The organism is Arcicella rosea, from assembly GCF_014204325.1.
GTDB lineage: Bacteria > Bacteroidota > Bacteroidia > Cytophagales > Spirosomataceae > Arcicella > Arcicella rosea_A.
On record NZ_JACHKT010000003.1, the window covers coordinates 50317 to 76542 of the forward strand.

At 34.0% G+C, this 26226-nt stretch carries 24 protein-coding genes; 15 read left to right on the forward strand and 9 right to left on the reverse strand.

All coding sequences use genetic code 11. The features are described 5' to 3' along the window. Positions 1-148: 148 nt before the first annotated feature. The 4 genes from HNP25_RS03045 to HNP25_RS03060 all read right to left on the reverse strand — a co-directional run bounded on the left by HNP25_RS03045 (position 149) and on the right by HNP25_RS03060 (position 4648). Positions 149-1696: a tetratricopeptide repeat protein gene (locus tag HNP25_RS03045; protein WP_184130075.1), complete on the reverse strand. Its 1548-nt coding sequence runs from the start codon at positions 1694-1696 to the stop codon at positions 149-151. Positions 1697-1846: 150 nt separating this feature from the next. Beyond that, on the reverse strand, positions 1847-2605 hold the full coding sequence (locus HNP25_RS03050) for a zinc ribbon domain-containing protein (protein WP_184130078.1): 759 nt from the start codon (positions 2603-2605) through the stop codon (positions 1847-1849). A gap of 132 nt (positions 2606-2737) precedes the next feature. Continuing rightward, positions 2738-3835, reverse strand: coding sequence for a Nif3-like dinuclear metal center hexameric protein (locus tag HNP25_RS03055; protein WP_184130096.1), 1098 nt, complete (start codon positions 3833-3835; stop codon positions 2738-2740). 93 nt (positions 3836-3928) lie between these two features. Further along, positions 3929-4648 (reverse strand): head GIN domain-containing protein, encoded by a 720-nt coding sequence (locus tag HNP25_RS03060; RefSeq protein ID WP_184130099.1) that lies wholly within the window; start codon positions 4646-4648, stop codon positions 3929-3931. Positions 4649-4771: 123 nt separating this feature from the next. Between HNP25_RS03060 and HNP25_RS03065 the strand changes: the two genes are divergently transcribed. Continuing rightward, positions 4772-5209, forward strand: coding sequence for an NUDIX domain-containing protein (locus HNP25_RS03065; RefSeq protein WP_184130102.1), 438 nt, complete (start codon positions 4772-4774; stop codon positions 5207-5209). Positions 5210-5335: 126 nt separating this feature from the next. Here HNP25_RS03065 and HNP25_RS03070 read toward each other — a convergent pair whose 3' ends face one another. Beyond that, entirely contained in the window at positions 5336-6124 is a 789-nt protein-coding gene (locus tag HNP25_RS03070; protein WP_184130108.1) for an SDR family oxidoreductase, read from the reverse strand. Positions 6125-6227: 103 nt separating this feature from the next. Here HNP25_RS03070 and HNP25_RS03075 point away from each other — a divergent pair, with 103 nt between their 5' ends. The 6 genes from HNP25_RS03075 to HNP25_RS03100 all read left to right on the forward strand — a co-directional run bounded on the left by HNP25_RS03075 (position 6228) and on the right by HNP25_RS03100 (position 14037). Beyond that, complete coding sequence (locus tag HNP25_RS03075) at positions 6228-6941, forward strand: methyltransferase domain-containing protein (protein ID WP_184130111.1); 714 nt, start codon at positions 6228-6230, stop codon at positions 6939-6941. Between the two features lie 93 nt (positions 6942-7034). Then, a complete protein-coding gene (locus tag HNP25_RS03080; protein ID WP_184130114.1) occupies positions 7035-8447 on the forward strand; it encodes an AAA family ATPase in 1413 nt (470 codons plus the stop codon). 3 nt (positions 8448-8450) lie between these two features. Beyond that, complete coding sequence (locus HNP25_RS03085) at positions 8451-9056, forward strand: hypothetical protein (RefSeq protein ID WP_184130117.1); 606 nt, start codon at positions 8451-8453, stop codon at positions 9054-9056. 506 nt (positions 9057-9562) lie between these two features. Further along, positions 9563-11911 carry a ChbG/HpnK family deacetylase gene (locus tag HNP25_RS03090; RefSeq protein ID WP_184130120.1) on the forward strand — a complete coding sequence of 783 codons (2349 nt, stop codon included), beginning with the start codon at positions 9563-9565 and terminating at the stop codon, positions 11909-11911. Between the two features lie 96 nt (positions 11912-12007). Next, positions 12008-12871, forward strand: a complete 864-nt coding sequence (locus tag HNP25_RS03095; RefSeq protein WP_184130123.1) for a DMT family transporter — start codon at positions 12008-12010, stop codon at positions 12869-12871. 59 nt (positions 12872-12930) lie between these two features. Further along, the gene (locus HNP25_RS03100) at positions 12931-14037 is read left to right on the forward strand and encodes a M15 family metallopeptidase (protein ID WP_184130126.1); all 1107 of its coding nucleotides are present in this window, start codon (positions 12931-12933) and stop codon (positions 14035-14037) included. 57 nt (positions 14038-14094) lie between these two features. On the opposite strand, the gene HNP25_RS03105 is transcribed toward HNP25_RS03100, so the two are convergent. Then, positions 14095-14439, reverse strand: coding sequence for a response regulator (locus HNP25_RS03105; protein ID WP_184130129.1), 345 nt, complete (start codon positions 14437-14439; stop codon positions 14095-14097). Positions 14440-14768: 329 nt separating this feature from the next. On the opposite strand from HNP25_RS03105, the gene HNP25_RS03110 reads away from it, so the two are divergent. The 3 genes from HNP25_RS03110 to HNP25_RS03120 all read left to right on the forward strand — a co-directional run bounded on the left by HNP25_RS03110 (position 14769) and on the right by HNP25_RS03120 (position 16040). Beyond that, entirely contained in the window at positions 14769-15077 is a 309-nt protein-coding gene (locus HNP25_RS03110; protein WP_184130132.1) for a YtxH domain-containing protein, read from the forward strand. An 86-nt stretch (positions 15078-15163) separates the two neighbouring features. Then, the gene (locus HNP25_RS03115) at positions 15164-15535 is read left to right on the forward strand and encodes a hypothetical protein (RefSeq protein ID WP_184130135.1); all 372 of its coding nucleotides are present in this window, start codon (positions 15164-15166) and stop codon (positions 15533-15535) included. Continuing rightward, positions 15516-16040, forward strand: coding sequence for a hypothetical protein (locus HNP25_RS03120; protein ID WP_184130138.1), 525 nt, complete (start codon positions 15516-15518; stop codon positions 16038-16040). Before HNP25_RS03115 ends, HNP25_RS03120 begins: the two co-directional genes overlap by 20 nt. On the opposite strand, the gene HNP25_RS03125 is transcribed toward HNP25_RS03120, so the two are convergent. Beyond that, a complete protein-coding gene (locus tag HNP25_RS03125) occupies positions 16030-16476 on the reverse strand; it encodes a response regulator (protein ID WP_184130141.1) in 447 nt (148 codons plus the stop codon). The two genes, HNP25_RS03120 and HNP25_RS03125, sit on opposite strands and share 11 nt — an antisense overlap. 11 nt (positions 16477-16487) lie before the next feature. Then, a complete protein-coding gene (locus HNP25_RS03130) occupies positions 16488-17885 on the reverse strand; it encodes a sensor histidine kinase (protein WP_184130144.1) in 1398 nt (465 codons plus the stop codon). Positions 17886-18248: 363 nt separating this feature from the next. Here HNP25_RS03130 and rpoN point away from each other — a divergent pair, with 363 nt between their 5' ends. From rpoN to HNP25_RS03155, 5 genes are all read left to right on the forward strand, one after another. Then, positions 18249-19706, forward strand: coding sequence for an RNA polymerase factor sigma-54 (gene rpoN, locus HNP25_RS03135; RefSeq protein ID WP_184130147.1), 1458 nt, complete (start codon positions 18249-18251; stop codon positions 19704-19706). Between the two features lie 93 nt (positions 19707-19799). Next, a complete protein-coding gene (locus HNP25_RS03140) occupies positions 19800-21266 on the forward strand; it encodes a sigma-54-dependent transcriptional regulator (protein WP_184130150.1) in 1467 nt (488 codons plus the stop codon). 194 nt (positions 21267-21460) lie between these two features. Next, positions 21461-23479, forward strand: a complete 2019-nt coding sequence (locus tag HNP25_RS03145) for a PAS domain-containing sensor histidine kinase (RefSeq protein ID WP_184130152.1) — start codon at positions 21461-21463, stop codon at positions 23477-23479. Between the two features lie 11 nt (positions 23480-23490). Next, positions 23491-23955: a response regulator gene (locus tag HNP25_RS03150; protein ID WP_184130155.1), complete on the forward strand. Its 465-nt coding sequence runs from the start codon at positions 23491-23493 to the stop codon at positions 23953-23955. Continuing rightward, entirely contained in the window at positions 23952-25388 is a 1437-nt protein-coding gene (locus HNP25_RS03155; RefSeq protein ID WP_184130158.1) for a hybrid sensor histidine kinase/response regulator, read from the forward strand. Before HNP25_RS03150 ends, HNP25_RS03155 begins: the two co-directional genes overlap by 4 nt. Here HNP25_RS03155 and HNP25_RS03160 read toward each other — a convergent pair. Next, a complete protein-coding gene (locus HNP25_RS03160) occupies positions 25375-26217 on the reverse strand; it encodes an MBT domain-containing protein (protein ID WP_184130161.1) in 843 nt (280 codons plus the stop codon). The two genes, HNP25_RS03155 and HNP25_RS03160, sit on opposite strands and share 14 nt — an antisense overlap. Between the last annotated feature and the right edge of the window lie 9 nt (positions 26218-26226).

The following is a 26226-nucleotide window of genomic DNA, read 5'->3' on the forward strand; positions in this document are numbered from 1 at the left end:
TTTGATTATTAGGTTTTATCGATTTGAGCAATTAGCTTTCGGCTTATTATTTTGTTATGATATTTTAATTGTTTACTTCTGAGAACAACATCTCATAAACAATGTCATTTCATTTAAAGAGAATTTGTCGTTTGAAACTCCGCATTCTTCAGTATCCTAATTCATTCAAAGCGGCTTTTGCTTTATTATCAATAGAATTTTTGTACTCGTGTTTTTTGTAAGAAATAGCTTTTTCAAAATAACTTTTGGCTTTTACTTTATCACCTTTTGCTTGGTAAATATAACCTAATTGTAAAGCCGAACTAGCACCAAAAGAAACAATTTGCTGTGCTGATAAAATAATTGCACGTTCATAAAAAGGAATTGCTTGTAGAATATTGTTTGACAATTGAAAAATTCTTCCTTTTCGGTAGTTAAATTCCATTTGGTCTTGAATTTGTTCAAAATTACTTTCAGAATACTTCTCCAGAATCATCAAAGCTTTATCATAAAAACCGCCATCACAAGCCAAACGAGCTTTCATCAATACTTTTTGGCTAATCTGTTTTTTAGGATTTGATGCTAAAAAGTTATCTGCAAATTTAGTTGCAGCCTTGTCAGCTTCAACAATATTTTCGCCTTTCAATTTTACTTTTTCTAAAAAAGCTTTTCCTTTGGCATCTTCATTATTCAACCAGTAAGTTAAAAAGATTTTATAGTAAGTATCTTTTACAAAGTTAAAACCTTTGTAATGCGTCAAAAAAGTTTGAAAGCCTTTTGAAGCCAATTGATACTGTCCTTTCTGTAATAAAATATCTGCTTTCAGATATTCAAGAAATGGAAAAGATAAATACTCAGTACTTTCTGGGCGATTTTCAAGAATATCGAAAGCAATTTCACTTTTTCCTTCTTTCATAAAAGTAGTTACGCCGAAAAACTGGAAGAGTAAATTATCTTGATGTTGGTGAATGAATTGCTGAAATTCATTGAGTTTTTTAGGATTAAATTTCAGGATGTAAGCATGAACGACATACTCTAAAAATTGTGCTTCTTCTTTAAAAACACTGTCTTTATGAATCACATTTTGTAGTTCATTTAAACCGAGTTTGATATTCCCTTTTAGTCCAATTAGTTTAATAATCCATTGATAATTTTCTGGTGTTGAACCAATTAAGATATGCAATAAACCAAGTGATTTTTGATTTGGTAAAAAATTAGGAAATTCTTTAGCATTGGCATCCAAGAGCTTGTAGGCTTTGATAATTTCCCAACTTCCTTTGGTTTCATGTCCGAATTTTAATTTTACAAAGGCTGAATGCAAATGAAGTTCTGCCAATAAAAAACGGAAGTAAGGCGATTTTTTATCAAGATTTTCAATCAAATCCATGCGTTCGTCTTGATGATTGATAAACTTTTCATAGAGCGTTTTATCTTCCGTAATCATCAATTCTATTAAATCGGCATAACTGTTTAGATAAGTATTTACGCCATTTACCGATTTATCATGGGCTAAAATACTTCTTCCACTGGCAATTTTCATTTTCAAGATTTCAGAATATGCTTTTTGCATGGCGTTATTCATTTCGAAATCTGAGGCTTTTCCAGAAGTATTTAGCAACAAAAAAATCATCCAAAAAGTAAGGAGTATTTTCTTTGAAGCGTATTTTCTCAACCAAAGCTGAATCTTTTCAATATGGTTTGGAGGATTTTGTGTCATTGGATGCGTTGATTATTGTACAAACGGAAATTATACAATCTTATTTAAGAAAATTGTTGGCTAGCAGACTAATCCTAAACGATTTTATCAACATCAAAAAAGCCCATAACGTTGAGGTTACGGGCTTTTTGTCTTGCAAACCAAAAGGGCTTATTTCTTAGAGATGAAAACGATGTCTTCAACGTCTGCCAAAATACGACCACAGTGTTCGCAAACAATGATTCTTTTCTTGTCTTTGATGTCAGCCTGACGTTGTGGTGGAACTGCACTAAAACAACCTCCACAAGCACCACGTTTTACTAAAACAACTGCTAAACCGTTTGGATAATTTCCACGCAATTTATCGTAAGGGCGTAATAAACGTTCTTCCACAAATTTCACAGCCTTATCACGGTTGTTCATTAATTTTTGTTCGTCTTCTTCGCTTTCAGCAATCAAAACATTTAATTCTTTCTTTTTTGCATCAAGGTCTTTTTTACGAGTATTCAAACGAGTTTCTGTTTCAGAAACGTCGTCTTTTTTATTCAAAATCTTGAATTCAAATTCACGAGTACGTTTGTCAGCCAATTCCATTTCAAGTTGTTGCAATTCAATTTCTTTAGAGATTGCATCATATTCACGGTTATTGCGGACATTCATTTGTTGGTCTTTATACTTATTTACCAACTTTTCAGCTTCTTTCTTCGCATTACGGTTTTTTGTAATGTCTTCTTCCAAAATAGCGATTTCTTTGTTGAATTTGCTAATACGGGTTTCAATACCAGCAACTTCATCTTCCAAATCACGTACTTCTTCGGGTAAATCGCCTCGCATCTTTTTGATGCCATCCAAGGCTGAATCTATGTTTTGAAGCTTCAAAAGAGCTTCTAATTTCTGAGCAATGGTTGTTTCGGTTGCTACTGCTGCCATTGGTTTTATTCGGTTTTATCTGTGTAACCGCTATCGGTATTAAGTTATTAGTTGAGATGGACTAATTATCCTGCATTTTCAAGGAAAGATAATTAATCAATTTGAACCAATCACGAATCACTGATAACAAAATCAAAAATACTGTACAGGGTTTGTATTGACCTGACTTTTGAGAACCGCAAAATTACTAAATTTTTCAGACAAATACCTAACAATTAACTCCTTTGTATAAACTTCTGACTCATAATGTCCTATATCACAGATAATAATTTGATTTTCGGCATCAAAAAACTCATGATACTTATAATCTGCGGTAATAAAAACGTCTGCTCCTTGACTAATGGCATCTTTCAATAAGAATCCGCCAGCTCCTCCGCAAAGAGCAATTTTCTTAATTTCTTTGCCTAATAATGGCGTGTGTCGAATTATTTTTAATGCCATTTTACTTTTCAGCATCGTTAAGAAATCAATTTCAGATAAAGATTCTGTTAATGTTGCCACTACGCCAGAACCAACTTCTTGATTTTCGTTTTCAAGAACACTGACATAATAGGCTACTTCTTCATAAGGATGAGCCGATTTTAAGGCTTTGATAATTTTAAATTCTTGATGAGCATCAAAAATTACTTCAATTCTATTTTCTGTTACTTCTTCGGCTTCGTTTAAAGTACCAATCACTGGATTCGCATTCCCCGATGGTGTAAATCTTCCCTTTCCTTCTACCGAAAAACTACAATTTTTATATTCGCCGATTTGTCCAGCACCAGCTTCATGAAGTGCTTCTAGCAATTTGGGAGCATTTTCTGTTGGCACAAACGTGACTAATTTCTTCAAGATTTGCTTTTTAGGGGAAAGGATGCGGACATTTTCCAAGCCCAATTTTTCAGCAATCATAAAGTTTACGCCACCTTTTACGCTATCCAAATTGGTATGTGTTGCATAAATGGCAATATCATTTTTGATAGCGAGCATTACCGCTCGTTCTACATAATTTTTTCCATTGAAACGTTTTAAACCTTTGAAGACAATAGGATGATGTGCCACAATCAAATTACAATCTCTTTTGATGGCTTCATGGATGATTTCTTCGGTACAATCAAGCGTGACAAGTACTCCTGAAACGGTAGTTTGTGGTGAACCAACAATTAAACCAGCATTATCATAACTTTCTTGATAAGCCAGAGGGGCGAGTTGCTCTAAATAATTGGTAATATCTTTGATGCTTGGCATGAGTAATAACGATTGAAAATTGGATACAGCCTCAAAAATAGAAAAGGAGCAACAATATATTGCCCCTTTTTCGATTTGGTTTAGAAATTAAATTTAATCTCGTTCAACCACACTGCCTCCAGAAGTACTTCTTTCAAGCGTTGGATTTCCTCTATAACGTACATTACTTGCTCCAGAAGCTGATACTCTTAGGAATCTTATCGTATTTACTCTTACTCTGCTTGCTCCTGAAACATCTAAATTTTGTTCATCCGTAATAAAATTGAAATTATTTACTTGTGATGAACCAGAAACAGTACCAATAATTTTTTCTCCGTCGCCATACATTGATAATTGTGAAGCACCAGAAATATCAAAAACTAGGTTTTGTACGTCTAAGTCTGTTTTTAATTGCGAAGCACCCGACAAGTAAATGTTCAGATTTCGTAATGAAAAACCTTCAATGTATGAATTACTTGCTCCAGAAAAATCGACCATTCTTAAACTTGGCATGGTGATATTTATCACAACATTATATCTACGATTTCTATAATTCACATATTCGGCAAACAAAGTACCGTTACGAACATACACATCTAATTCTTCAAGGTCTGCTTCGTCGCCAATGACTTCAATGCGATAAGAATTTCCTTGAATTACATTTACTTTAAAAGCATTTCTCAGTTTTATTTGGTCGAAATTTTTGAAGTTATAATAATCATGCTGTTCATAATAAGCTGGCATAGGGTCTTCGATATGAACAAAACATGAAGAAAGAGCTGAAAGCATAAATATTGAAATAGCAATTATTAAAGATTTTTGCGAGGTTTTCATAAAATTGACAGTTTAAGTTTTATGTTTGTGAAGTATAGACAATAGGAAGAGTTTTGTCCCCTACATAGTTTATCAGAATAAGCTTTAATTAACAAACCATTAACATTTTACCCTTAGAAACTTATGAAAGTACGTCCAAGTGTAGCCATTATAGAAAATGAAAAGGTATTATTGATGCGTTATCGTTACGGCGATACGGATGTTTTTAATTTACCCGGTGGAAATGTAGATGCTGGCGAAACGCTTACAGATACACTTATCAGAGAATTACAAGAAGAATTAGGCATACAAATTGCCGTTGGAGCAATGCTGGTAGCTGGCGAAGTAATTTTGCCACAACAAAAAACAGATGTATTACACTGTGTTTTCAAAGCAAGCATTATAGCAGGAATCCCTGCACTAAATGCCAAAGAAACCTCTGCATTAGAAGTCCTTTGGCAACCAATTACTTCATTAAATCAATTGGCGATGTACCCGAATGTAGGAGATGATTTACAAGTAATTTTATCAGAAAATAAAGGTTTTGAATATCTGGGAAGATTAGACCAAGTTTGGTATTGATAAGTATTTAGTTAAACCTATAAGGATTAATATAATGAACTAAAAATAAGAGATTTAACCTCAAATCCTTATAGGTTTAAATTCTCAATTTATTTTTTCTTAATACTGACTTCGGATAAACCAAGATTACATACAAGTCAATCTTCCACCATCCACAGGCAAATTCACTCCATTGATATAAGCAGCGGCAGGACTACACAAAAAAGCTACCGCTGCTCCGAACTCTTCTGCTTCGCCGAATCTTCCTGCTGGAATATCCGATTGAAATACTTTTTCCATTTCCTCTTTAGCCAAACCTACGGCATTGGCTCTGGCATTTACCACAAAGTCTAAACGTGCTGTTTTGGTATAACCGGGCAAAACATTGTTGACGGTAATACCGAATTGCCCTAATTCGTTTGCCAAGGTTTTTGACCAAGAAGCCACCGCTCCACGAGTAGTATTCGATACGCCCAAGCCATTGATGGGTTGTTTTACCGAAGTAGAAATCACATTAATGATTCTACCAAAACCTGCTGATTTCATACTGGGTACGCAGGCTTGCACCAAAATATGATTACAAATTAAATGATTAGAAAATGCCTGTGTAAATTCTTCAATCTTAGCCTCTAAAATCGCTCCGCCTGCTGGGCCGCCCGTATTATTCACCAAAATATGAACGCTTGGATTTGCCTCAAGATGTTTTTCAATCCCCGCTTTTACTTCTTCTGGTTTTGAAAAATCTGCGACAAAATAAGTATGTTGCTGCCCTTTTGAACTATCCAAGCTTTTAAGAGTTTCCTTGAGTGAGTCTTCGTTTCGAGCAACCAAAGTTACGTTTGCTCCAAGTAAAGCTAATTCAATAGCCGAAGCTCGCCCAAGTCCTTGCGTACTGCCACATACGATGGCGTTTTTATCAGTTAAATCTAAATTCATGTTTTGAAGAAATTAAATATATTACACTACTTTTACTCGTGGATATGATTATCTCATAAACTCTAAACTCATAAACTTTCAACGACTATTCACCAACAAAGATATGCCAGATTTATCATTTAGAAGTACAGAAAAAGAACTGATTGACGACTTAGATTTAGATAACGATGCACTCCGTCAGAATTTGGAAGAATTGGCAATCATCAATCAATACTTGGGTGGAAACCAAGTAACAATTAGTGGATTAGCAACTGTGCTAAAGGCTTCAAACCCAACAAAAAATACTTATAAAATAGCAGATTTGGGCTGTGGCGGAGGAGATATGTTGATGGTAATAGCTAAATGGGCAAGGAAAAAGCAATTAAAAACAACTCTGATTGGCATTGATGCCAACGATTTTATGATTGAATTTGCCCAAAAAAGAACGGCTCAATTTCCAGAAATAACCTATTTACATCAAAATATTTTTGCGAAAGCATTTCAAGAACATTCTTTTGATATTGTTATGATGACACTCTTTTGTCATCATTTTGACGATGAAAGTTTAGTCAAATTACTCCAACAACTCAAACAGCAAAGTCGTATAGCAATTGTGATTAACGATATACACCGACATTGGTTTGCCTATCATTCCATCGCTTGGATTACCAAATTATTCTTAAAATCATACTTAGTAAAAAACGACGCTAAGCTTTCAGTGTGGCGAGCCTTCCGAAAATCAGATTTAGAAAACATCATTCAACAGGCAGGTTTCACTCGTTTTTCTATCAAATGGAAATGGGCTTTTCGTTGGGAAGTGGTTTTGTTTTGTGAGTAAGAAAGTAGTTTGTTACTAGATATGCAATCAATTCCTATTTTATGTACATTTACATCCCGAATAAGAATATTTTTAGTTAAAATAACCTTTGTGATGCAAAAAATTGTAGTCAAAAATTTTAGACAAATTACCTCCGCAGAAATTGAGATTAAAAATATCTTATTCCTCATCGGAGAACAAGCCAGTGGAAAAAGTACTCTAGCTAAGTTAATCTACTTTTTCAAATCGTTGAAGGAAGATTATTTTAATTTGATTTATGAAAATGCGAAAGAATCAAATGAAGTTTTAGCTACTCAATTTGTGAATAAAATTCAAGATAAGTTTAAAGTTTATTTTGGATATACTTCTGAGTTAGAAAATGATTTTGAAATAGTATTTTACTACAATATCCATACAGTAGATGTAAAACAAAATCCATTTTTGAAACTATGCAAAAAGAATAATAGTTTAAACGTTGAGTTTGAGGGAAAGTATTTTAATAAGATAAATAAACAAACAGGATTACTTATTAAAGAGATTAATGCCTTTGCCAATAGTCAGACTAAGCCAAGTGAAAACAATTATATTGTGTTGGAAAGAGCCAAAACAAGAATGATTAATGGAATATCAAAAAAAGTGAATATTTTATTTCATGATGATTATGTTCCTATGTTTTTTCCAGCAGGGCGAAATATTACGGTATCATATCCTGAACAATTTCAAACCTTATTTTTTGGAAATTTATATAATACACCGAAATCAAATGAAGAAACACCTAAATCTGCTGACATGCACTTGATGAAGGCTTTTATATTACATTCTAAATTTTTGTATGATTATTTTAAAAGTAATAATTTCGATTTACTGATTAATAATAATGAGCAAGAGTTTATTTCAAATAGAATATTATCTTTTTTCAAAATAAATGCAGAGTACATTTTACAAGGTAAATACGACAATTCGGATGGAGTAGAGAAAATAGTATATAATTCCTTGTTAAACAAATCAGTGACATTAAATGCAGCTTCCTCAGGTCAGCAAGAAGCAATTCGAGTTATACAAGATTTATTTTATTTATTGTATGAAAATCAAAAATCATTCAGAATAATAGAAGAACCAGAAGCTCATTTGTACCCGAAAGCCCAAAAGAAGTTAATGGAATTATTAGCTTTAGTAATTAATAAAACTCAAAGTCAAGTTATTATTACAACTCACAGTCCCTATGTACTAAGCATTTTGAATAATTTATTGATGTACTCAGAAGTTACCAAAAATAGACCTACCGCAATTAGTAGTATTGTAAATCACTTTGGTACTGGAAATTTAGATGAACAAAAGAATGAACGTATTAATATTTTACCTGATGAGGTAAGAGCTTATGCACTTTCATTCAATGATCAAATATATTGTCACTCAATTATTGATGCAGAAACAGGACTGATTGGAGAAAATTATTTAGACTCTATTACAGAAGAATTAAATAATGATTTTGATACACTTTATTCCTTAAATTTCTCAAAAAATTAGGCTATGAAAGAACAGTTTATAAATGATTTGACTGACAGATTCCCTGAACATAGTTTTACTAAAACATCTTCCAAAAAAACACCTCTTTATATTTACGAAGTTAGTGGATTGAGTAATTTAGAGCACACTATCAAGTTTACCATTATGACAGAGAGTGAACCTCAAGAGCGGAATCTCAAGGTCATTAATATGCTAAATCAAAACCCTATTACACATATTTGTATTGACGGTGATTTTATCAATTACGGTCAGGAAAAATATGACTATAACAGTACTAATAAAAAAGATGGCAGACCCGACTGTATAGTCTTTGATGAAAAGACTTTTTTATTTGTAGAATTGAAATTGAATCAGGAAGATACAAGTTTTGATAAAGAAAAATCAAAATGGAATCGTTTTTTCGATGGAGTGACACAAATAGAGAATTTTGTCTCTTTCCTTAGAGATAACAACTTTGAAATAAAAGATTACTTTCCAAATATCAATGCTATTCTTTGTATGCGTTTTGAACCAAAATTTTCAAGTAATACGGCACGAAATCGAGAAAAATACGCCCGCTCTCTGAAGCTAGGGTTTGAGATTAAGGCACTTAACTATTTTGAGTTTTAATATTATTAACTGCTTACACATTCTCATGGTACAATTAAACAACAATAAATCTTCCATAAACTTTTCAATGAAATTCCTAACTCATAAATTCGGAGCTTCAGCTCACCCAAACTGTATCGTAACTCAAATTTTCTGTATTACGATACAGTTTTAGTGAGTCGTAATACAGAAAATCGGAGTTAAAGCTCGCTCAAACTGTATTGAAGCTCAGAGAATCCGAGTCAGTACTCAGAAATGCTGACTTGTTACTCAGAAAAAGTGAGCTTTAATGCACGAATACAGAGTTAAAGCTCATTCAAACTGTGTTATGATAGGGGAGTCTGTGGGAGTGTTCCCTCATGGCATGACAGACAGAATACCTTGATGCCCTAAATAACCTAATGAGTCGTGGCATGAGTATTTTAGTGTATTTGCCCAACTTATAGAACAGGATTATCGGATATAAGTATTAGCTTTAATTTGTTTAAAAACAATCAGCTTTTCATCTTTAATCATCTTCTTCGGTAATGAGAAAAATATTGATTCTCCTCTTCGTTAGTGTTCAGTTGTTGGCTCAAAAGCCTGTTCTTCTTCCAAGAAGTACACCCGAAGCAGAAGGCATTTCGTCTGAAGCCATCATCAATTTTTTGGAGGCTGCCTCAAAAAGTAAACACGAATTTCATAGTTTCATGTTACTTCGTCATGGAAAAGTAGTGGCAGAATCTTGGTGGAATCCTTACCATAATGATTTGAAACATACCATGTATTCGGTCAGTAAAAGCTTTACGGCTACGGCGATTGGTTTTGCTGTTTCGGAAAAGAAAATTACTGTTGAAGATAAAGTGATTTCATTTTTCCCAGAAGATATGCCTACACAAGTAAGCCCATACTTGGCTGAATTGAAGATTAAAGATTTGTTGACGATGAGTGTGGGTCATCAAACTGACCCGACGGGTGAAATTGGGGCTAAAAATGAAAATTGGGTGAAGGCATTTTTGCGTACTCAGATTGTAAATAAACCGGGTTCAAAATTTCTGTATAATTCTGCCGCTACTTATATGCTTTCGGCAATTGTGCAGAAAGTAACTGGACAAAAAGTAATTGATTATTTACAACCAAGATTATTTGAACCTTTGGGAATTACGGGAATTGACTGGGAAGTTGATCCAAAAGGCATTAATACTGGTGGTTGGGGAATCCGTTTGAAAACCGAAGATATGGCGAAATTCGGGCAATTGTTTCTGCAAAAAGGATTGTGGAAAGGCAAGCAAATTTTACCTGCTGCTTGGGTAGAAGAAGCAAGTACCATGAAAATCATGCAAGACCCCAATGCTACACAAGCTAAAAAAGATTCAAGCGATTGGCTACAAGGATATTGCTATCAGATGTGGCGTAGTAGAAATAATGCTTACAGAGGCGACGGTGCCAATGGTCAATTTATCATTGTGTTGCCCGAAAAAGATGCGGTAATGATTGTAACAGCCGAAGCACCTGATATGCAAGGAGAATTTAATTTACTTTGGAAGTACATTTATCCAGCATTGGGAGATAAAAAATTACCTGCAAATCCAGCAATGCTTGCCAAATTGAAAGAAAAAACCGCTTCGTTGGCTTTGCCGATTCCGAATAAAAATGTTAGTTCAAGTACCGAATCAAAAGTATCAGGTAAAACTTTTGGAATGGTTACTGGCGATAGAAGTTTTGAAAATGTAAAATTCGATTTCGATAATGGTGTTTGTAAAGTAAGTTTTAAAACAGATTCAACAACACACCAAATACCGTTTGGTGCAAGTAAATGGGAATTGTCTGAAACTACCAAATTTGGACCATATTTAGTGGCAGCGGCAAAAGCCAATAGGGTAGGGCTTCCAGCTTTTAAAGTAGCAGGAAGCTATACTTGGAAAGACGAAAATACGCTTGAATTAACGCTTCGTTATATCGAAAGTCCACATACTGAAACGATAGTTTGTACTTTCGATGACGATAATGTTTCGATAGATTTTCAAAGTATTTTCAATATCAACCGTAAAAGAACGATTTCAAAAGGCATTGTATTCACGCCAAAAGCCAATGCACCGAAATTGATTGTCAGAGGTGATGATATGGGTTACTCTCATTCTGGCAATGAAGCCTTGATAAAATCGTATAAAGAAGGTATTGAAACCTCGATAGAAGTAATTGTAGCTTCGCCTTGGTTTCCAGAAGCGGTGAAATTATTAGCTGAAAACAAAAGAGTAGATATTGGTTTGCATTTTGCCATTACGAGCGAGTGGGATAATGTAAAATGGCGACCACTCACAGAAGCCAAAAGTTTAAGAAATGCCGATGGATACTTCTATCCGATGCTTTTCCACAACAATAATTATCCAAAACAAGCAGTGCTAGATAATGATTGGAAAATAGAAGACATTGAAAAAGAGCTAAAAGCTCAGATTGAAATGGCATTGAAGTATATTCCAAGACTGAGCCACGTTTCTGGACACATGGGAAGTACCGCTTTTACACAAGAAGTAAAAGATATGGCAAGAAGAGTAGCCAAAGAATATAAGCTGACGATGGTGGATGTTGACTCGATGAAAGACCTAAAAGTAGCTTATACGGGTTTTGATTTCAATAACAAAAATACCGAACAAAAAATAGAAGGATTTATCGGAATGTTGGATAAATTGGAAGAGGGCAAAGCTTATGTTTTTGTAGAACATCCAGGTTTGGATAATGACGAACTTCGAGCGATTTCACACATTGGTTATGAAGATGTAGCACAAGGTCGTCAAGATGTAACGACGATTTTTACGAGTGAAAAAGTAAGAACAGCGATTCTTAAAAAAGGCATACAATTAGTAAGTTATAAAGAAGTAATAGCGGGAAGTAAATAATTGTTGGAAAACTATATGCCTTTAGCATCAAAAAAGCAGTGTTTTAAACTAAAATTATCAATTTTGACGAATTATTGAAAAGGCTAATAGTTTAAAATGAAAAATTTCCTAGCAGGATTATTCTTTGCGATGCTTTGGGCTTCCGCTTCAGCAGCCACCAAAATAGGGCTTTTATCGGCTCAACCCTTTGTGATTGGTACTTGTAGATTTTTCTTGGCGGGCATATTAATGATGGTTTATAGCCATCTCGTCAAGAAAAATCCATTACCAAATGCCAAAGAATGGAAACAAATTGCCATTTATGGTTTCTTGAATGTTACTGTTTATTTGGGCTGTTTTGTGGTAGCACTCAAATACGTTTCTGCGGGAATCGGTAGTTTGGCTGTAGCGACCAATCCATTAATTATCAGTATTTTATCTGCTTTTTGGTTAGGTCGTTCGGTAAAACGTACTGAGATATTGGGTTTAGCTTTGGGGATTTTAGGTGTGGCAATCGCTACTTATCCACTTTTTCAACAAAGTTATGCAAATGTTGAAGGGCTACTCATTCTTTCAGCAAGTATGATTGCCTATTCTGTAGGAACAGTTTATTATTCATCGCAAGAATGGCATTTACCTTTGTTTACCATTAATGCTTGGCAAGTACTCTTAGGAGGGTTTTTCCTCTTGCCAGTTACCTACTTCTTTACCGATTGGTCAAAGAATGTTTATGATGTTAATTTTAGCATATCTGTACTTTGGTTGGCTATTCCAGTATCCATTGGGGCAGTGCAATTGTGGTTATATCTCCTCAAAATAGACCCCGTCAAAGCCTCACTTTGGCTTTTCCTCAATCCCATTTTTGGTTTTATTTATGCGGCTGTTATTTTGAATGAACCCATCAGTACTTTCACTTATATCGGTACTTCTTTTGTGATTGCGGGTTTGTATTTGGCACAACGAGAAAAACTAAATTCCTAAATACATTAGAATTCACTGCTATTTTCTTGTATTTTGGTATTTATAATCCTTAATACTTTATGATTTTATCTGCCTTACTGTTCAGAAATTTATTTAAAATACTCTTTGCTTCTGTTTCTTTATTTGCCTGTAATTTGATAGACAAAACAGCCAATTTATTTGATGATAATTCTTGGAAAGACCTTACTTGCGACACAGCCCAGTACGTTAGTGAATTAAAGATTTATACTTTAGCACAACCATATTATTTAGCCGATACTTTGCTGAAACAAGCCTTGAAACCAAGAAATATTTACGTGGCTTTGGCAGATGCTACTGGTAATATTCAAACAATGGCTTTGCAAGCTGCTGGAGAAGAGGCTGCTCAATTACTTGAAACAAAGGCTTTTCCTACTTTGAACACTTCTTGGGAAGAACAAGCTTACCTTTGGGCTTTGGTTAAACAGCCCAATTATTTATATCATCGTTGGGAAAATTTATTGATTGATGAACGTAAGATATTTCTGGAAAAAAGAGATTCAATCGTAGCGATTATGAAAGAGAAACATCGTTCTATCAAAGTAATTTCTGATTTACGTTCTACAAGTCGTCAGTTACTTTATTTAGGAAAAAAAAGAACAGCGACGCCACTTTCTATGCACAATTTTGGCTTGGCGGCTGACGTAGCCATTTATACTCGTCGTAAAAGAATTTCAAATAATCTTACATTGTATCGCCCATTGGATAGTTTAACAGAAGCTTATGGATTGACTTGGGGAGGGAATTTTGTAGGTTTTGTTGATTCTGGACATTTTCAATTGTATAAAAATGGGGCAGAATTATTGAGAAAGCATCCTGAATTAGTTTTTGAATTTGAACCTTTCAGACCGCAATACAATCGTTGGATGAATAAAATGATAGGTTTGGGAAAAGAGAATAAAGCCGAAGACACCAAAGAATTATTACAAGAATTGAATAAAATCAAACAAGATCAGCCTTGCCAATGCGTGAATATGCAAGGTAAAACGCCTTATGCGTTGATGGAAAAGATTCAGACAGCGTTAGCTAATTCAGATGATTATCAGTACAACAATGATTTATTATTGGTGGGCGATTTAGCTTCGCAAACGGTAACTTTAGTAAGTGCAAAAAATAAAATTACTTTTCCTTTAGGTTTGTGGAAATAGAAGAGGAGGAGGAATATAGATAAATTTATGGCATGGATGACGGTTTCCGATGCCATTTTATAAAGCCATTGACTTTTCGATTTTGTTAAAATCAAGAGGTTTTTCAATAAAAGAATCAGCACCTGCACTTGATGCAAGTTCAAATAAATTCCCCATTGCACTAATCATAATTATTTTAGAGTTCGGTGAAAGAGATTTTATCTCTTTTACACGATCAAGCCCAAAACCATCAGGTAAGTTATTATCTAAAAACAACCAGTTTGGTTTTACTTCCATCGCTTTTCCAACTCCTTCTTGCAGTGTTAGTGCATAGTATGAATAAATCCCTTTTCTTTTAAGAAAATGTTTTAATAAAAGACAGGTGTCTTTCTCGTCATCAATAATTAAAGCTACATTTTTCATGACATTTGGCAGTCCAAATCGTTTCGTCTTGTCAGCCTTTTAAACAAAATTGTTATAGGGAACAGCATAAGATTTCTGATGAACTCTTTAAGTTACACTTTTTTGAATAGACATTGTTAAAAAATCGTGCCAGAGATTAATTGATTAGCTAGAATTAAAAAGATAAATTCCACAATTTGAGGATACTGCACCTCAAAACTAGCCAAAAAACACGCACAAGGTTTAGGTATGAAGTTTTTGAGATTTAGAGAAGAAATAACGCAATTGAATAGATATAATTAAACTATTCAACGAAGGTATTAAAGATTCACGCTAAAACAATTTTTATCATGTCAAACAACGCAAAAATTATTATTGGAATTGCTGCCGCCGCAGCTGTAGGTGCAGCGATAGGACTAGTATTTGCCCCAGAAAAAGGAACTGATTTGAGAAAAAAAGTAAAGAAAAATGCTAATACTTGGGCAGATGAATTATTGAGTCTGATTAAAAAAAGCGAAAACCAAGCTAAAGGGTTGGTTGATGATGCTGAAAACAGAGCAAGAAATTGGAAGAATAAAGCTAAAGACGAATTTGAAGACATCGCAGAAACTACAGTGGGTTCTGTAAAATCAATTCAAAAAGATGTTGCAGCAGTTTAGTTTTTTTATGTTGACTAAGTCTTTTAGTACTTGGTCAGCATAAATTTTTGGATAAAATTTTCTCTTTCATTTAATTTTATAAAACGATGGCAGTCTTTGAACAAACAAAAGATATTTCTGAAGACATCTTTGAGCATGCCTCTGATTACGTTGAGGCTCGCTGGAACTTGGGCGTATTAAATGCCTCATCAAAAGCTGCAAATGGTCTTGCCGACCTTACAATAATTTTACTTTTTATTTTAATTGCTATGGTGGTCTTATTATTTATGAGTTTATCGACTGCTTGGCTGCTTGGGCAATACTTCAACAGCATGGCATTGGGCTTTTTTGGTGTGGGAGTTTTTTATGTAATAGCAGGAATTTTACTTTGGTTTATCAAAGACGAATACATCAAATTACCTTTGATAAATTCATTTTTAAAGAAATTTTACAGCGAAGATGAAGATAGAAAATATTGAACAGCTAAAAGCCGAAAAGTTAAAGCTTGAAAACAGCATTTTAATTGCGAAGGCAAAACTCTCTGAAGACATTACTAATCTTCAGTCAGCTATTCAACCTGTTCGACAAATGGTTGATGTTTCTAAGAATTTATTCGTTGAAAGTAACCGAAACAATAGTCTCGTAAATATTGGACTAGATTTAGGTGTGGATATGTTACTTAGAAATTCGCTTTTGCGAGGCTCTTCGTGGCTTATACGCCTTGCCGTTCCTTATTTTGCTAAAAATGTATTAAGTAACTATATCGCAAACAACAAAGAACATATCGTTCAAGATTCTGTTGCTTGGGTAAAAGATAAAATTTCCCCAAATGCCAATATACCATCTGCAAAGCTGGTTAAGCCTCGCAGAGGGTTATTAGAAAAAGCTTTACTATGGGTAAAAAACGCTACCAGTGAAAAACCTATCCATATCCAACAAACTACTGAAATACAAGATGTTGAGATAGTGGCATCTAGCCGATAGTCGGTGCAAGTGTTACGATGTTTAACCAAAAATTTGTCATAGTTGACAATATTTCAGTGAGTTCTGTAAACGAATTGGGTTTTACAATATACGCATTTGCACCATAAGAGTAACATAGATTTACATCCTCCTCCGCTTTTGAAGTCGTTAAAATAATAACTGGAATTTTTTTGAAGAGTGGATTTTCCTTGATTTCCTTCAAGGTCTCTCTGCCATCTTTTTTTGGCATATTCAAATCCAGAATGATGACTGAAGGCTTAGAGAAAGCATATTTATCTGCAAATTGCCCTTCATTTTTTAAGTATTCTAATACTTCGACACCATTTTCAACAAAATGGACGGGTGTGTTCGAGGTACAATCCTCTAATGCCGATTTTACTAAAAACTTATCATCATCATCATCGTCAGCAATTAAGATATTATATCTTTTATTCATTTTATCAATTATTAAGCAGTTATCGGGAAATAGATACTGAAAGTGGCTCCTTCATAAGGGCTGCTCTCTGCAAAAATAAAACCGTTATGGTTTGTCATTACTCTTCTGCAAATCGCTAAGCCAACTCCCGTACCTTGATAGGTATTGCGGTTATGTAAACGTTGGAAAATTACGAATATTTTCTCTGAATATTCACTTTCAAAACCAATTCCGTTGTCCTGAATAGTGATTTTATGGAAAAAACGCTCTTCATGAACACTAGAAAGTTGAGGTATCGTATTTCCTTGAACGGTAGAATATTCGATGATAGTATGTGGATTTACTCCTTCTTTAGTATATTTTAATGAATTACTAATTAAATTTAAAAAGAGTTGAATCATCTGAAAGTTGTAGGCTTTCAATTCTGGAAGCTTTGCAATTGAAAATGTAGCTTTTTTCTGGGTTATTATTTCAGAAAAATCACTCAATATTTCATCAACGATTTGGTTAAGATTTACCGAACTCAAACTATGTGTTTTATGATTTACCAGTCTTGAGAAATTCAACAAATCATCAATTAATACTTGCATTCTAGCGGCTGAGGTTGAAATCTTATCCAATGTTTCTTTTCCATCATCGTTCAAAACCATTTTTTGTCTTACTTGTAGCTTATCACAGAATGCTCTTATTTTTCGGAGTGGTTCTTGTAAATCGTGCGAGGCTACATAAGCAAACTGTTCTAATTCTTTATTTGAACGGTTCAATTCTTCAATTTTGCTTTCTAATGCTTTTTGGAATTTGAATCGGTTTTTAAGTTCAGTATATACCAAGTAGAAAGAAATCAACAAAAGGGTAAAAGATGCAACAGCCAACATGATTTGATAAATTGGCAAAAGCGATTGCCCATGTATTTTGGAGCGTACTCTAGTTTCAAGAATCGTTTTTTCATTATTTTGAAAAGTAGAAATCCATATCCTGAGCTTATCCATCGCTTTTCGGCCTTCTTCAAATTTATTGATTTCTAGAGGCTTATTGTTTTTTACTGTTTCAATATTATAATCAACGTACTTGATTTTCTCATGAACCATTTCTTCAATTTTCGACAGACTTCTTAATTGTACAGGATTATCCGCCACTAAAATTTTTAATGTATCTAATCTCGAAAACACTTTTTCTTTCCCTTCAGTGTAATGAATTAAATGACTTTTTTTACCAGTAATAATATAACCTCTTTGTCCCGTTTCTACATCTTTCATAGATGAAATAAGTTCTTCACTTACCCATAAAACGGATTGAGTATGTTCTACAAGTTGAGTATATTCTGTATTCTGAGCGATTTGCTCGAAAGAAACCCATGATAAACCGCCAAGCATAAAGGCAAAACCTATAAAAGAAGCTATGATGAACTGTAGGGTCTGAGATTTTTGCATAGTTAATGATTTGCCTTTTTGAGCAAAATATTGATGAAATAGTAATGGAAAATATTTTTAAGATTTAAGCGAGAACAAGCAATTGTGGGGAATCTTGTTTTTGATAAATAAGTTTAATTAAAAATACTTTCTACAAAGTGTAGAATTTTTTACACAACTTGCATCAAAGTATCGCAATGTATAATTAAAGTGTTTTTTGAAATCCTGAAATTTATGGCTTTTGAATAAAATATTTTATATTTAATGTTTTGATTATCAGTGATTTAATGTTTTAATTGCTGATTTTTTGAAAAAAAATAATCGAAAACAAAAATACGGCTCATTAATTGAAAATAGGTAGTAGTCTCCTAAAACTATGTCAACATGATGAATTTATCACAGAGCCAGCGTCAGACTTTCAAAATTACGCCTTTGCAAATACAAATGCTTAATTTTTTGCAATTATCAACGCTTGAGCTAGAAGAGCGTATCAAAAATGAATTAGAAGAAAATCCATTATTAGAGGAAGGTACAACAACCTCTGAAGATTCAGCAGATGATTTTGAAGCTGATGGCGATGCTGATGAATTTCCGATTTTGACTCAACCCGATAATGATTATGCCGATTGGGATGAGTACGCTCATGATGATATTCCAGATTATAAAACCAAAGTAAATAACCACAGTGAAGACGACGAACTTTATAGTTTGCCTATAGCCCAAAATACAGATTGGCGTAGCGAACTGAAAAGTCAAGTACATTTTTTGCCATTGGATGAAAAACAGGGTATTCTAATCGACTACATCATTGATTCTTTGACCGATGAAGGTTTTTTAACTTATTCAGCAGAAAATATTGCAGACGATTTTTCTTTTGCCAACGGTGTTTATGTAGATATTGATGAGGTAGAAAAATTATTGAAAGTACTACGATTGATGGAACCTGTCGGAATTGGTTCGGCTGATTTACAGGAATGCCTCATGAGACAACTTCAGCATAAAAAAGAAAAGGGATTAGAAGTATCTTTGGCAATTGATATTGTGGCTTTTAATATGGATGAACTTGCGGTGCGTAATTATGAAAAAATTATGCGTTTGAGAGAAGTAAGTTCTGATGAATTAAAAATGGCGCTTGCCCAAATCAGTGCATTAAATGCCAAGCCTGTCATTGACGGAGAAACCTCGTCGATTGCTATTAAGGATAATATCATTCCAGACTATATCATTACTTATGAAACCAATATGTATGGCGAAACGCAAATAGATATTGCTTTGAATAATAGCAGAATTCCATCTTTGAAAATTAACCAAGATTTTGCTAGTTCAATTGCTTCTAGTAAAGATAAAGCGGCAAATCAATATGTTAACAGTAAAATCAATACGGCGAATTGGCTAATCGAAGCCATTCAGCAAAGAGAAATGACGATGTTGAAAACGATGCAAGCCATTGTTTTTTTTCAGAAAGAATTTTTCAAAAATGGCGATGTCAGTAGCTTAAAGCCAATGATTTTGAAAGATGTGGCAAGTCAAATTAATATGGATATTTCAACGATTTCAAGAGTAACGAGTGGTAAATATGCACAAACACCTTTTGGGATTATCAATTTAAAAGATTTGTTTTCAGAAGGCATTAAAATGGATTCTGGCGGTGAAGTTTCAAACCGTGAAATTCAACAAGCCATCGCCAATTTAGTTACCAATGAAAATAAGAAAAGCCCATTTAATGATTTTCAATTAATGGAATTATTGGCTCAACAAGGCTATCATATCGCCAGAAGAACGGTAGCTAAGTACCGAGAAAATTTGAATATTTCTTCAGCTCAACTTAGAAGACAATTATAAAATGCTGAAGTAATTAACATTAAAAAAGAATACTTGAAAGTACGGCTTGTGGTAGCTTCATAATAGTCTCTTTCCTTTAAAAAATTAAAAACTATGCAAAAAATCTTAGTAATCGACGATGATACCGATATATGTTTACTACTTCGTCGCTTCTTGACCAAAAATAATTATGAAGTTGCCATCGCTCATGATGGCAGTACTGGTTTGGCTTTACTCCAAGAATTTAAACCTGATTTAATCATGACGGATTTCAGGTTAGGAGATACCGATGGCGGGACTATACTATTGAAAATCAAAGAGATATTTCCATTCGTGCCTGTATTAATTATTACAGGTTATTCAGATATAAAAGTTGCAGTGAATGTCATGAAAATGGGAGCTTATGATTATATCACTAAGCCACTTTTTCCAGACGAAATTTTATTGACCATCAAAAAAGCCTTAGAAAGTGTTGAAACTGAAAAAGGAAGTATGCAAGATTTGGTTGAAGAGCATAATGGAACAACGACTACTCATTCAAAAAAGAAAAACGCTAAACCTGCAAATTATATTTTTGGCGAAGGGGCTGAGTCGAAATTCTTGATTCGTCAGATTGAACTCGTTGCTCCAACCAATTATAGCGTATTGATTTATGGTGAAAGTGGTTCTGGAAAAGAAGCCATTGCACAAGAAATTCACTTGCACAGTAAAAGAGCAAATCAGCCTTTTGTGGCGATGGACTGTGGTGCTATTTCTAAAGATTTAGCAGGTTCAGAATTGTTTGGACATGAGAAAGGGTCGTTCACAGGAGCATTAAATCAGAAAATCGGGCATTTTGAAATGGCCAATGGTGGAACGATTTTTTTGGATGAAGTAGCAAATCTACCTTATGAAGTGCAAGTACTTTTGCTGAGAGTTGTTCAAGAAAGGAAGATGAAACGCATCGGAGGTACGAAAGAAATTCCTTTAGATGTGAGAATCTTGGTTGCCTCCAACGAAAAATTGATTGAAGCCTCTAAAAAAGGTAAATTTAGAGAAGATTTATATCATCGTTTTAACGAATTCAGTATTGACGTTCCGCCACTTCGTGAACGTAAGGCTGATATTATGACTTTTGCTCAATTTTTCTTGGACCAAACCAATGAAGAACTTGGTAAAAAAGTAAAAGGTTTTTCAAGTGATGTGATTGATAATTTTATGAGTTACGCATGGTATGGCAACCTTCGTGAAATGCGAAATGTCATTAAAAGAGCTACCTTGTTGACCGACGGAGAATGGATTGAATCAAAAACATTGCCTTTCGAAATCTCAAATTACGCAAAATTACTTTTTACTGAAAGCCCAACTACACCAGTTTCTGTTTCAGCTCCTGTGGTTGAAGTTGTTCAAAATACTCCAGAAAGTACTTCTTCAAACGAAGTTGTTGCTAAACCTTCCTTGAAGTCGGCAGCGATTGAAGCTGAATACGATATGATTTTAAAGGTGCTAAAAGAAGTAAATTTCAATAAAAGTAAAGCCGCCAGAATTCTAGGAATAGACAGAAAAACACTTTACAATAAAATGAAAGTTTTTGAATTGTAAATCGCTTCAATGTTGTATTGAGTAAAAGGAGTGAATTGTGAACAGTCCGCCAGCGGTGATGAGTTGTAGATTTAAAATATTAATAAACAGCACTTTAATTCACATAACAACATCGTTTATTTTACACAGGTTACTTATTTGCTTGCTTAAGTTTTTTGAAATTACACAAGTAGTTTCTTTAATTATAGAAATTAATGGACGTGCCTAATCATTTTTTTGAAGTATTCAACACTGATAATCAGTCTGATTTTTTGAATGGTTTTCTGGAAGCTATTCCAAGTTTTGTTTATCTGTTAGATTTAACAGACAAAAAAGCCATTTATCTTAATACCAAAACTGAAATTATTGCGGATTATTCACCAGAAGAATTTTTAACCAATAATCTTTTAACATTTCCTGTCGAAAACTTCACTTCTCCCGAACACCTTTTTCATTTTTTACAAAATACTTTTAGAGAAGTAGCCATCAATGATAGTGAAAGTTTTGTGCTGAAAATTGTCAGTAAATCTGGCAAAAAAATTACAACTCGTAATAAATGTACTTTAATAAAAAGAGATGCTTTAAATCAGCCAAGTATGTTATTGATTTTGGCGGATGATATTACGGTTGAAAACGAATTGCTAGAAAAAACACAGCAAGTTCAGAATCAATCAAATGAAGCCGAACGATTATTTAATTATGGGAGCTGGGAATGGCAGATTAATAATGAATACGTAATCTGGTCTAATGGTTTATTTGAAATATTTGGCTACGAACAAGCTGCTCATGAGGATTCAAAAATGCCTTATGGTACTTATCAAAAGCATATTCCCGAAGATGATGTACAACGAGTAAGAGATTTGTCGTTCAAAGCGGTAAAAGAGAAAAAAACAATCTATGAGTATGAACACGAAATTATAGATTTAAGAGGTAATAGAAAGCAAATAGCAGTAAGAGGAAAGTGTTTTTTGGATGAAAAAGGTGAAGTAAAACGAGTAATCGGTACTTCTCAAGATATTACCGAAATTAAGCAAATCAAAGGAGAGCTGGAAGCTAAGGTTGAAGAACTATCAGTCGCTTATGAAGAACTCAAGAAAAACAAAGATTTATTCAAAGAAGCCGAAGCTTTAATGAATTATGGCAGTTTTGAATGGGATGTCAACAAAGACGAAATACAGTGGTCTGATGGTTTGAAAAAACTGTATTCAGGAAGTGATATAACTCTCTTACCTGCTAAAATTGATATTGAGTTTTATTATGCCAGAGTACATGATGAAGACCTTGCCAGTGTAAAAAAAATAATTCAAGAAGCCGCAACACAAAAACAGCCTTATGCTTTTGAACATAAAATTGTTGATTTGGACGGTGTAGAAAAATACGTTCAAACAAAAGGTTGGGTAAGTTCAGACGAAGCAGGAAAAATTTTGAAGTTTATAGGTAATACGGTAGAAGTGACAGAACTAAAAGCTTATGAAAAAGAACTTGAAAGAAAGTTAGAAGAACTTAATCACTCCAATCAAGAATTAGAGCAGTTTGCCTATGTGGCTTCGCACGATTTGAAAGAACCATTACGAAAAATAACTGCTTTCGGTGATAGGCTCAATCAAAAGTATAAAAAGCAACTAGATGAAGACGCCAGTTTTTATTTGACAAGAATGATTGATTCTGCCAATAGGATGGAGGTATTGATGGAAAATCTACTCTCATACTCTCGCTTATCAAGAAAATTAGTTGCTTTTGAACAAGTAAATTTGAACAAAACACTCGAAAATGTTTTGAGTGATTTAGAGCTAAAAGTAGCAGAAACCAATGCACAAATTCATGTGGGTACAATGCCAATACTAGAAGCTTCTGCACCAAAAATGCAACAGTTGTTTCAAAATTTAATTAGTAATGCCATGAAGTTTGTAAAACCTAGCCATTCACCAGTTATTTGGGTTGATGCAAAAGAAGCAACAAAGGCAGAGCTAAGTAAATTGGGTTTAGATTATAAAAACAAGCGTTATTGTAAAATCACAGTTAAAGATAATGGTATTGGCTTTGAGCCAGAATATGCAGAACGCATATTTGTAATTTTTCAAAGATTACACGGTAGGTCAGAATTTGAAGGGACAGGATTGGGTTTGGCAATCTGTAAAAAGATTGTTGAAAATCATCAAGGAATTATCTATGCTGAAAGTGAACTAGGAGCGGGTGCAACGTTCATTATGTATTTGCCAATACACCAGGCATAAACAAGAAAAGTATGAATCAAAAAAAAAGTATCGTAATTCTCGTCGCTGATGATGATGCTGACGATAGAATGATGACTCAGGAAGCACTAGAGGAGAATAATATCATCAATCAAATTAAATTTGTGGAGGATGGAGTGGATTTGATTAATTACCTTAGAAGAAATGGTAAATTCAATGACACAGTAGTATTTCCACGTCCAGACCTAATACTTTTAGATTTGAATATGCCCAAAGTAGATGGCAGAGAGGCACTCAAAATTATAAAATCTGATGCAGATTTATGTAAAATCCCTATCATTGTACTTACTACTTCAAAATCGGATGTAGATATTGTAAAAAGTTATGATTTAGACGTAAACTACTTTTTACCAAAACCTGTTACTTTTACCAATTTTATAGAAGTAATTCGCACAATAGGGCAATATTGGTTTGAAATCGTTCAATATAATAACCAGATTGGTAACAATAAATCATGAGAGATAGTACTATTAAATTATTATTGGTTGATGACGACGAGGACGATTTCTTGCTTACAAGTGATTATCTGAAAGATATTGAAGGTCAGAAATTTGATATAGACTGGGCATTTTCATTTGATAATGCTATCGAAAAAATCAAAAAAAAACAATATGACTTGTGTTTTTTTGATTTTTTATTAGGCTCAAAAACAGGGATTGATTTATTGAGAGTAGGCATTGAACATGGCTTGAAATCTCCTGTGATTTTATTGACAGGAAAAGGCGATCAACGCATTGACGTTGAAGCGATGACACTCGGTGCGTATGATTATTTAGTAAAAAGTGAACTAGATTCTGAAAAACTAGAACGCTGTATTCGCTATGCACTCGAACGAGCCAGTACGCTTTCAACGCTTCGTGAAAGTGAGCGTAAATACAGGAATATTTTTGACCAAACCAAAGAAGCCATCTTTACTGCTCGTTTAGATGGTACATTCAATTATTTCACGCCTTCTACTGCTGAACTCTTTGGTTATACCGAAGAGGAACTCTATCAGTTAAAAAGTTACTCCGTTTTTGTACGAGCTCACGACCGCCGTCAATATATCAATCAGTTGGAAGCAGATGGTGAAATTAGCGATTTTGAGGTGCTTTTAGAAACTAAATTTGGTGAAAAAAAGCAATGTTCAATTCACTGTAATCGCCAATTAGATAGCGATGGTGTACCTTATTATTTAGGAATTATTCATGACATCACCGCCAGAAAAAAAGAAGAGCGAGATGCTCTGCTTTTCCAAAAAATGGCTGCTGCTGGTCGTTTAGTACGTACTTTGGCACATGAAGTTCGTAATCCTTTGACGAATATTAATCTATCAATCGAGCAAATGGAGGTTGATTTTGAAGATGAAGATGCCAAGTTTTTTATTGATATTATCAGACGAAACAGTCAACGAATCAATGATTTAATAACAGAATTATTAAATACTTCAAGACCATCAGAAGTAACTTTTAGTCGATATACTTTAAAAGAAATCTTAGACAGTACCATCGAACAAGCAATTGATAGAATCAATCTGAAAAATATAAAATTAAGCTGTAATTATGCTGCCGATATTTGGATTGATGTTGACAAAGCTAAAATTCAAATTGCACTATTAAACATTATCATCAATGCTGTGGAGGCGATGACAGAGGGAGAGGGTATCCTGAAAATTTACGCCACACAAAGAAGTAAGTCTGTCGTTATAACCATCGAGGACAATGGCATTGGCATTAGTCATGAACATCTCGAACGTCTTTTTGAACCTTATTTTACTTCAAAAAATAATGGTATTGGTTTAGGTTTGGCTGCTACCTTAAACATCATTCAATCTCACAAGGCTAGGGTAGAGGTTGAATCTGAGGTTGGAAAAGGAACTAAGTTTATCATCAGTTTTACTATGGTATCTTAGATTCTTCTGGTAGTTTTTTCTTGGTTGTAAACATCAAAATGGTTGATGCCATAATTGTGCTGACTACAACAATTACTATTCCTAGAATAGCACTAAAAACGATATATTTATAAAATACTGTTGCTTGATAACGTGCTAAGAGAATACCCAATAATGCCCAAATTACGGCAAGTCCAACGTAGCCATTTCTTAAATCAATCACAAGTAAGAAAGTAATAAAACTACCTGCTAAAATCATGATACTTGCCCAAGATTGTCCAAGTATATAACCATCTGTCCAGCCAAAATGCACCAGAAAAGCTGTTGCATTAGCAATCGTTGCAATACAAATCCAACCCAAGTACATCCCGAAGGCAGCTTTTAAAATAGTTTTTGTATAACCACTAAGGTACACTTGAGTGGTTTTTATATGAAGATTTATTTTAACCAATGATATTAAAATCCCAACCATGATAAGCATCGAAGCAATCATAAATTCATAATGCCAAGCTAAAATCCACAGAGCATTCAACATCGCATTAATAATAAACCAATACCCAACTCCATTCACCACAAGTCCCAAAGTAGCATCGGGTTTCTTCTGAAAAAGAGATTTTGATTGTTCAATACAGAAAAGTAATAACAGAAAGTAAATAATTCCCCAGATAGAAAAAGTAATACCAGCAGGAACGAATAAATTGGGGTATTGATTCGACAATTGTCCTGTCGTTTTGCCATTCAGCGGTAAGCCATTCGCCAAACCATTCATAATTACCATTACAATAAAGAATACAAAATTCAATACTTGTAATGCTTTTATTTTAATAGGATTAATCGTGCTAGTTTCCATGAAATGATA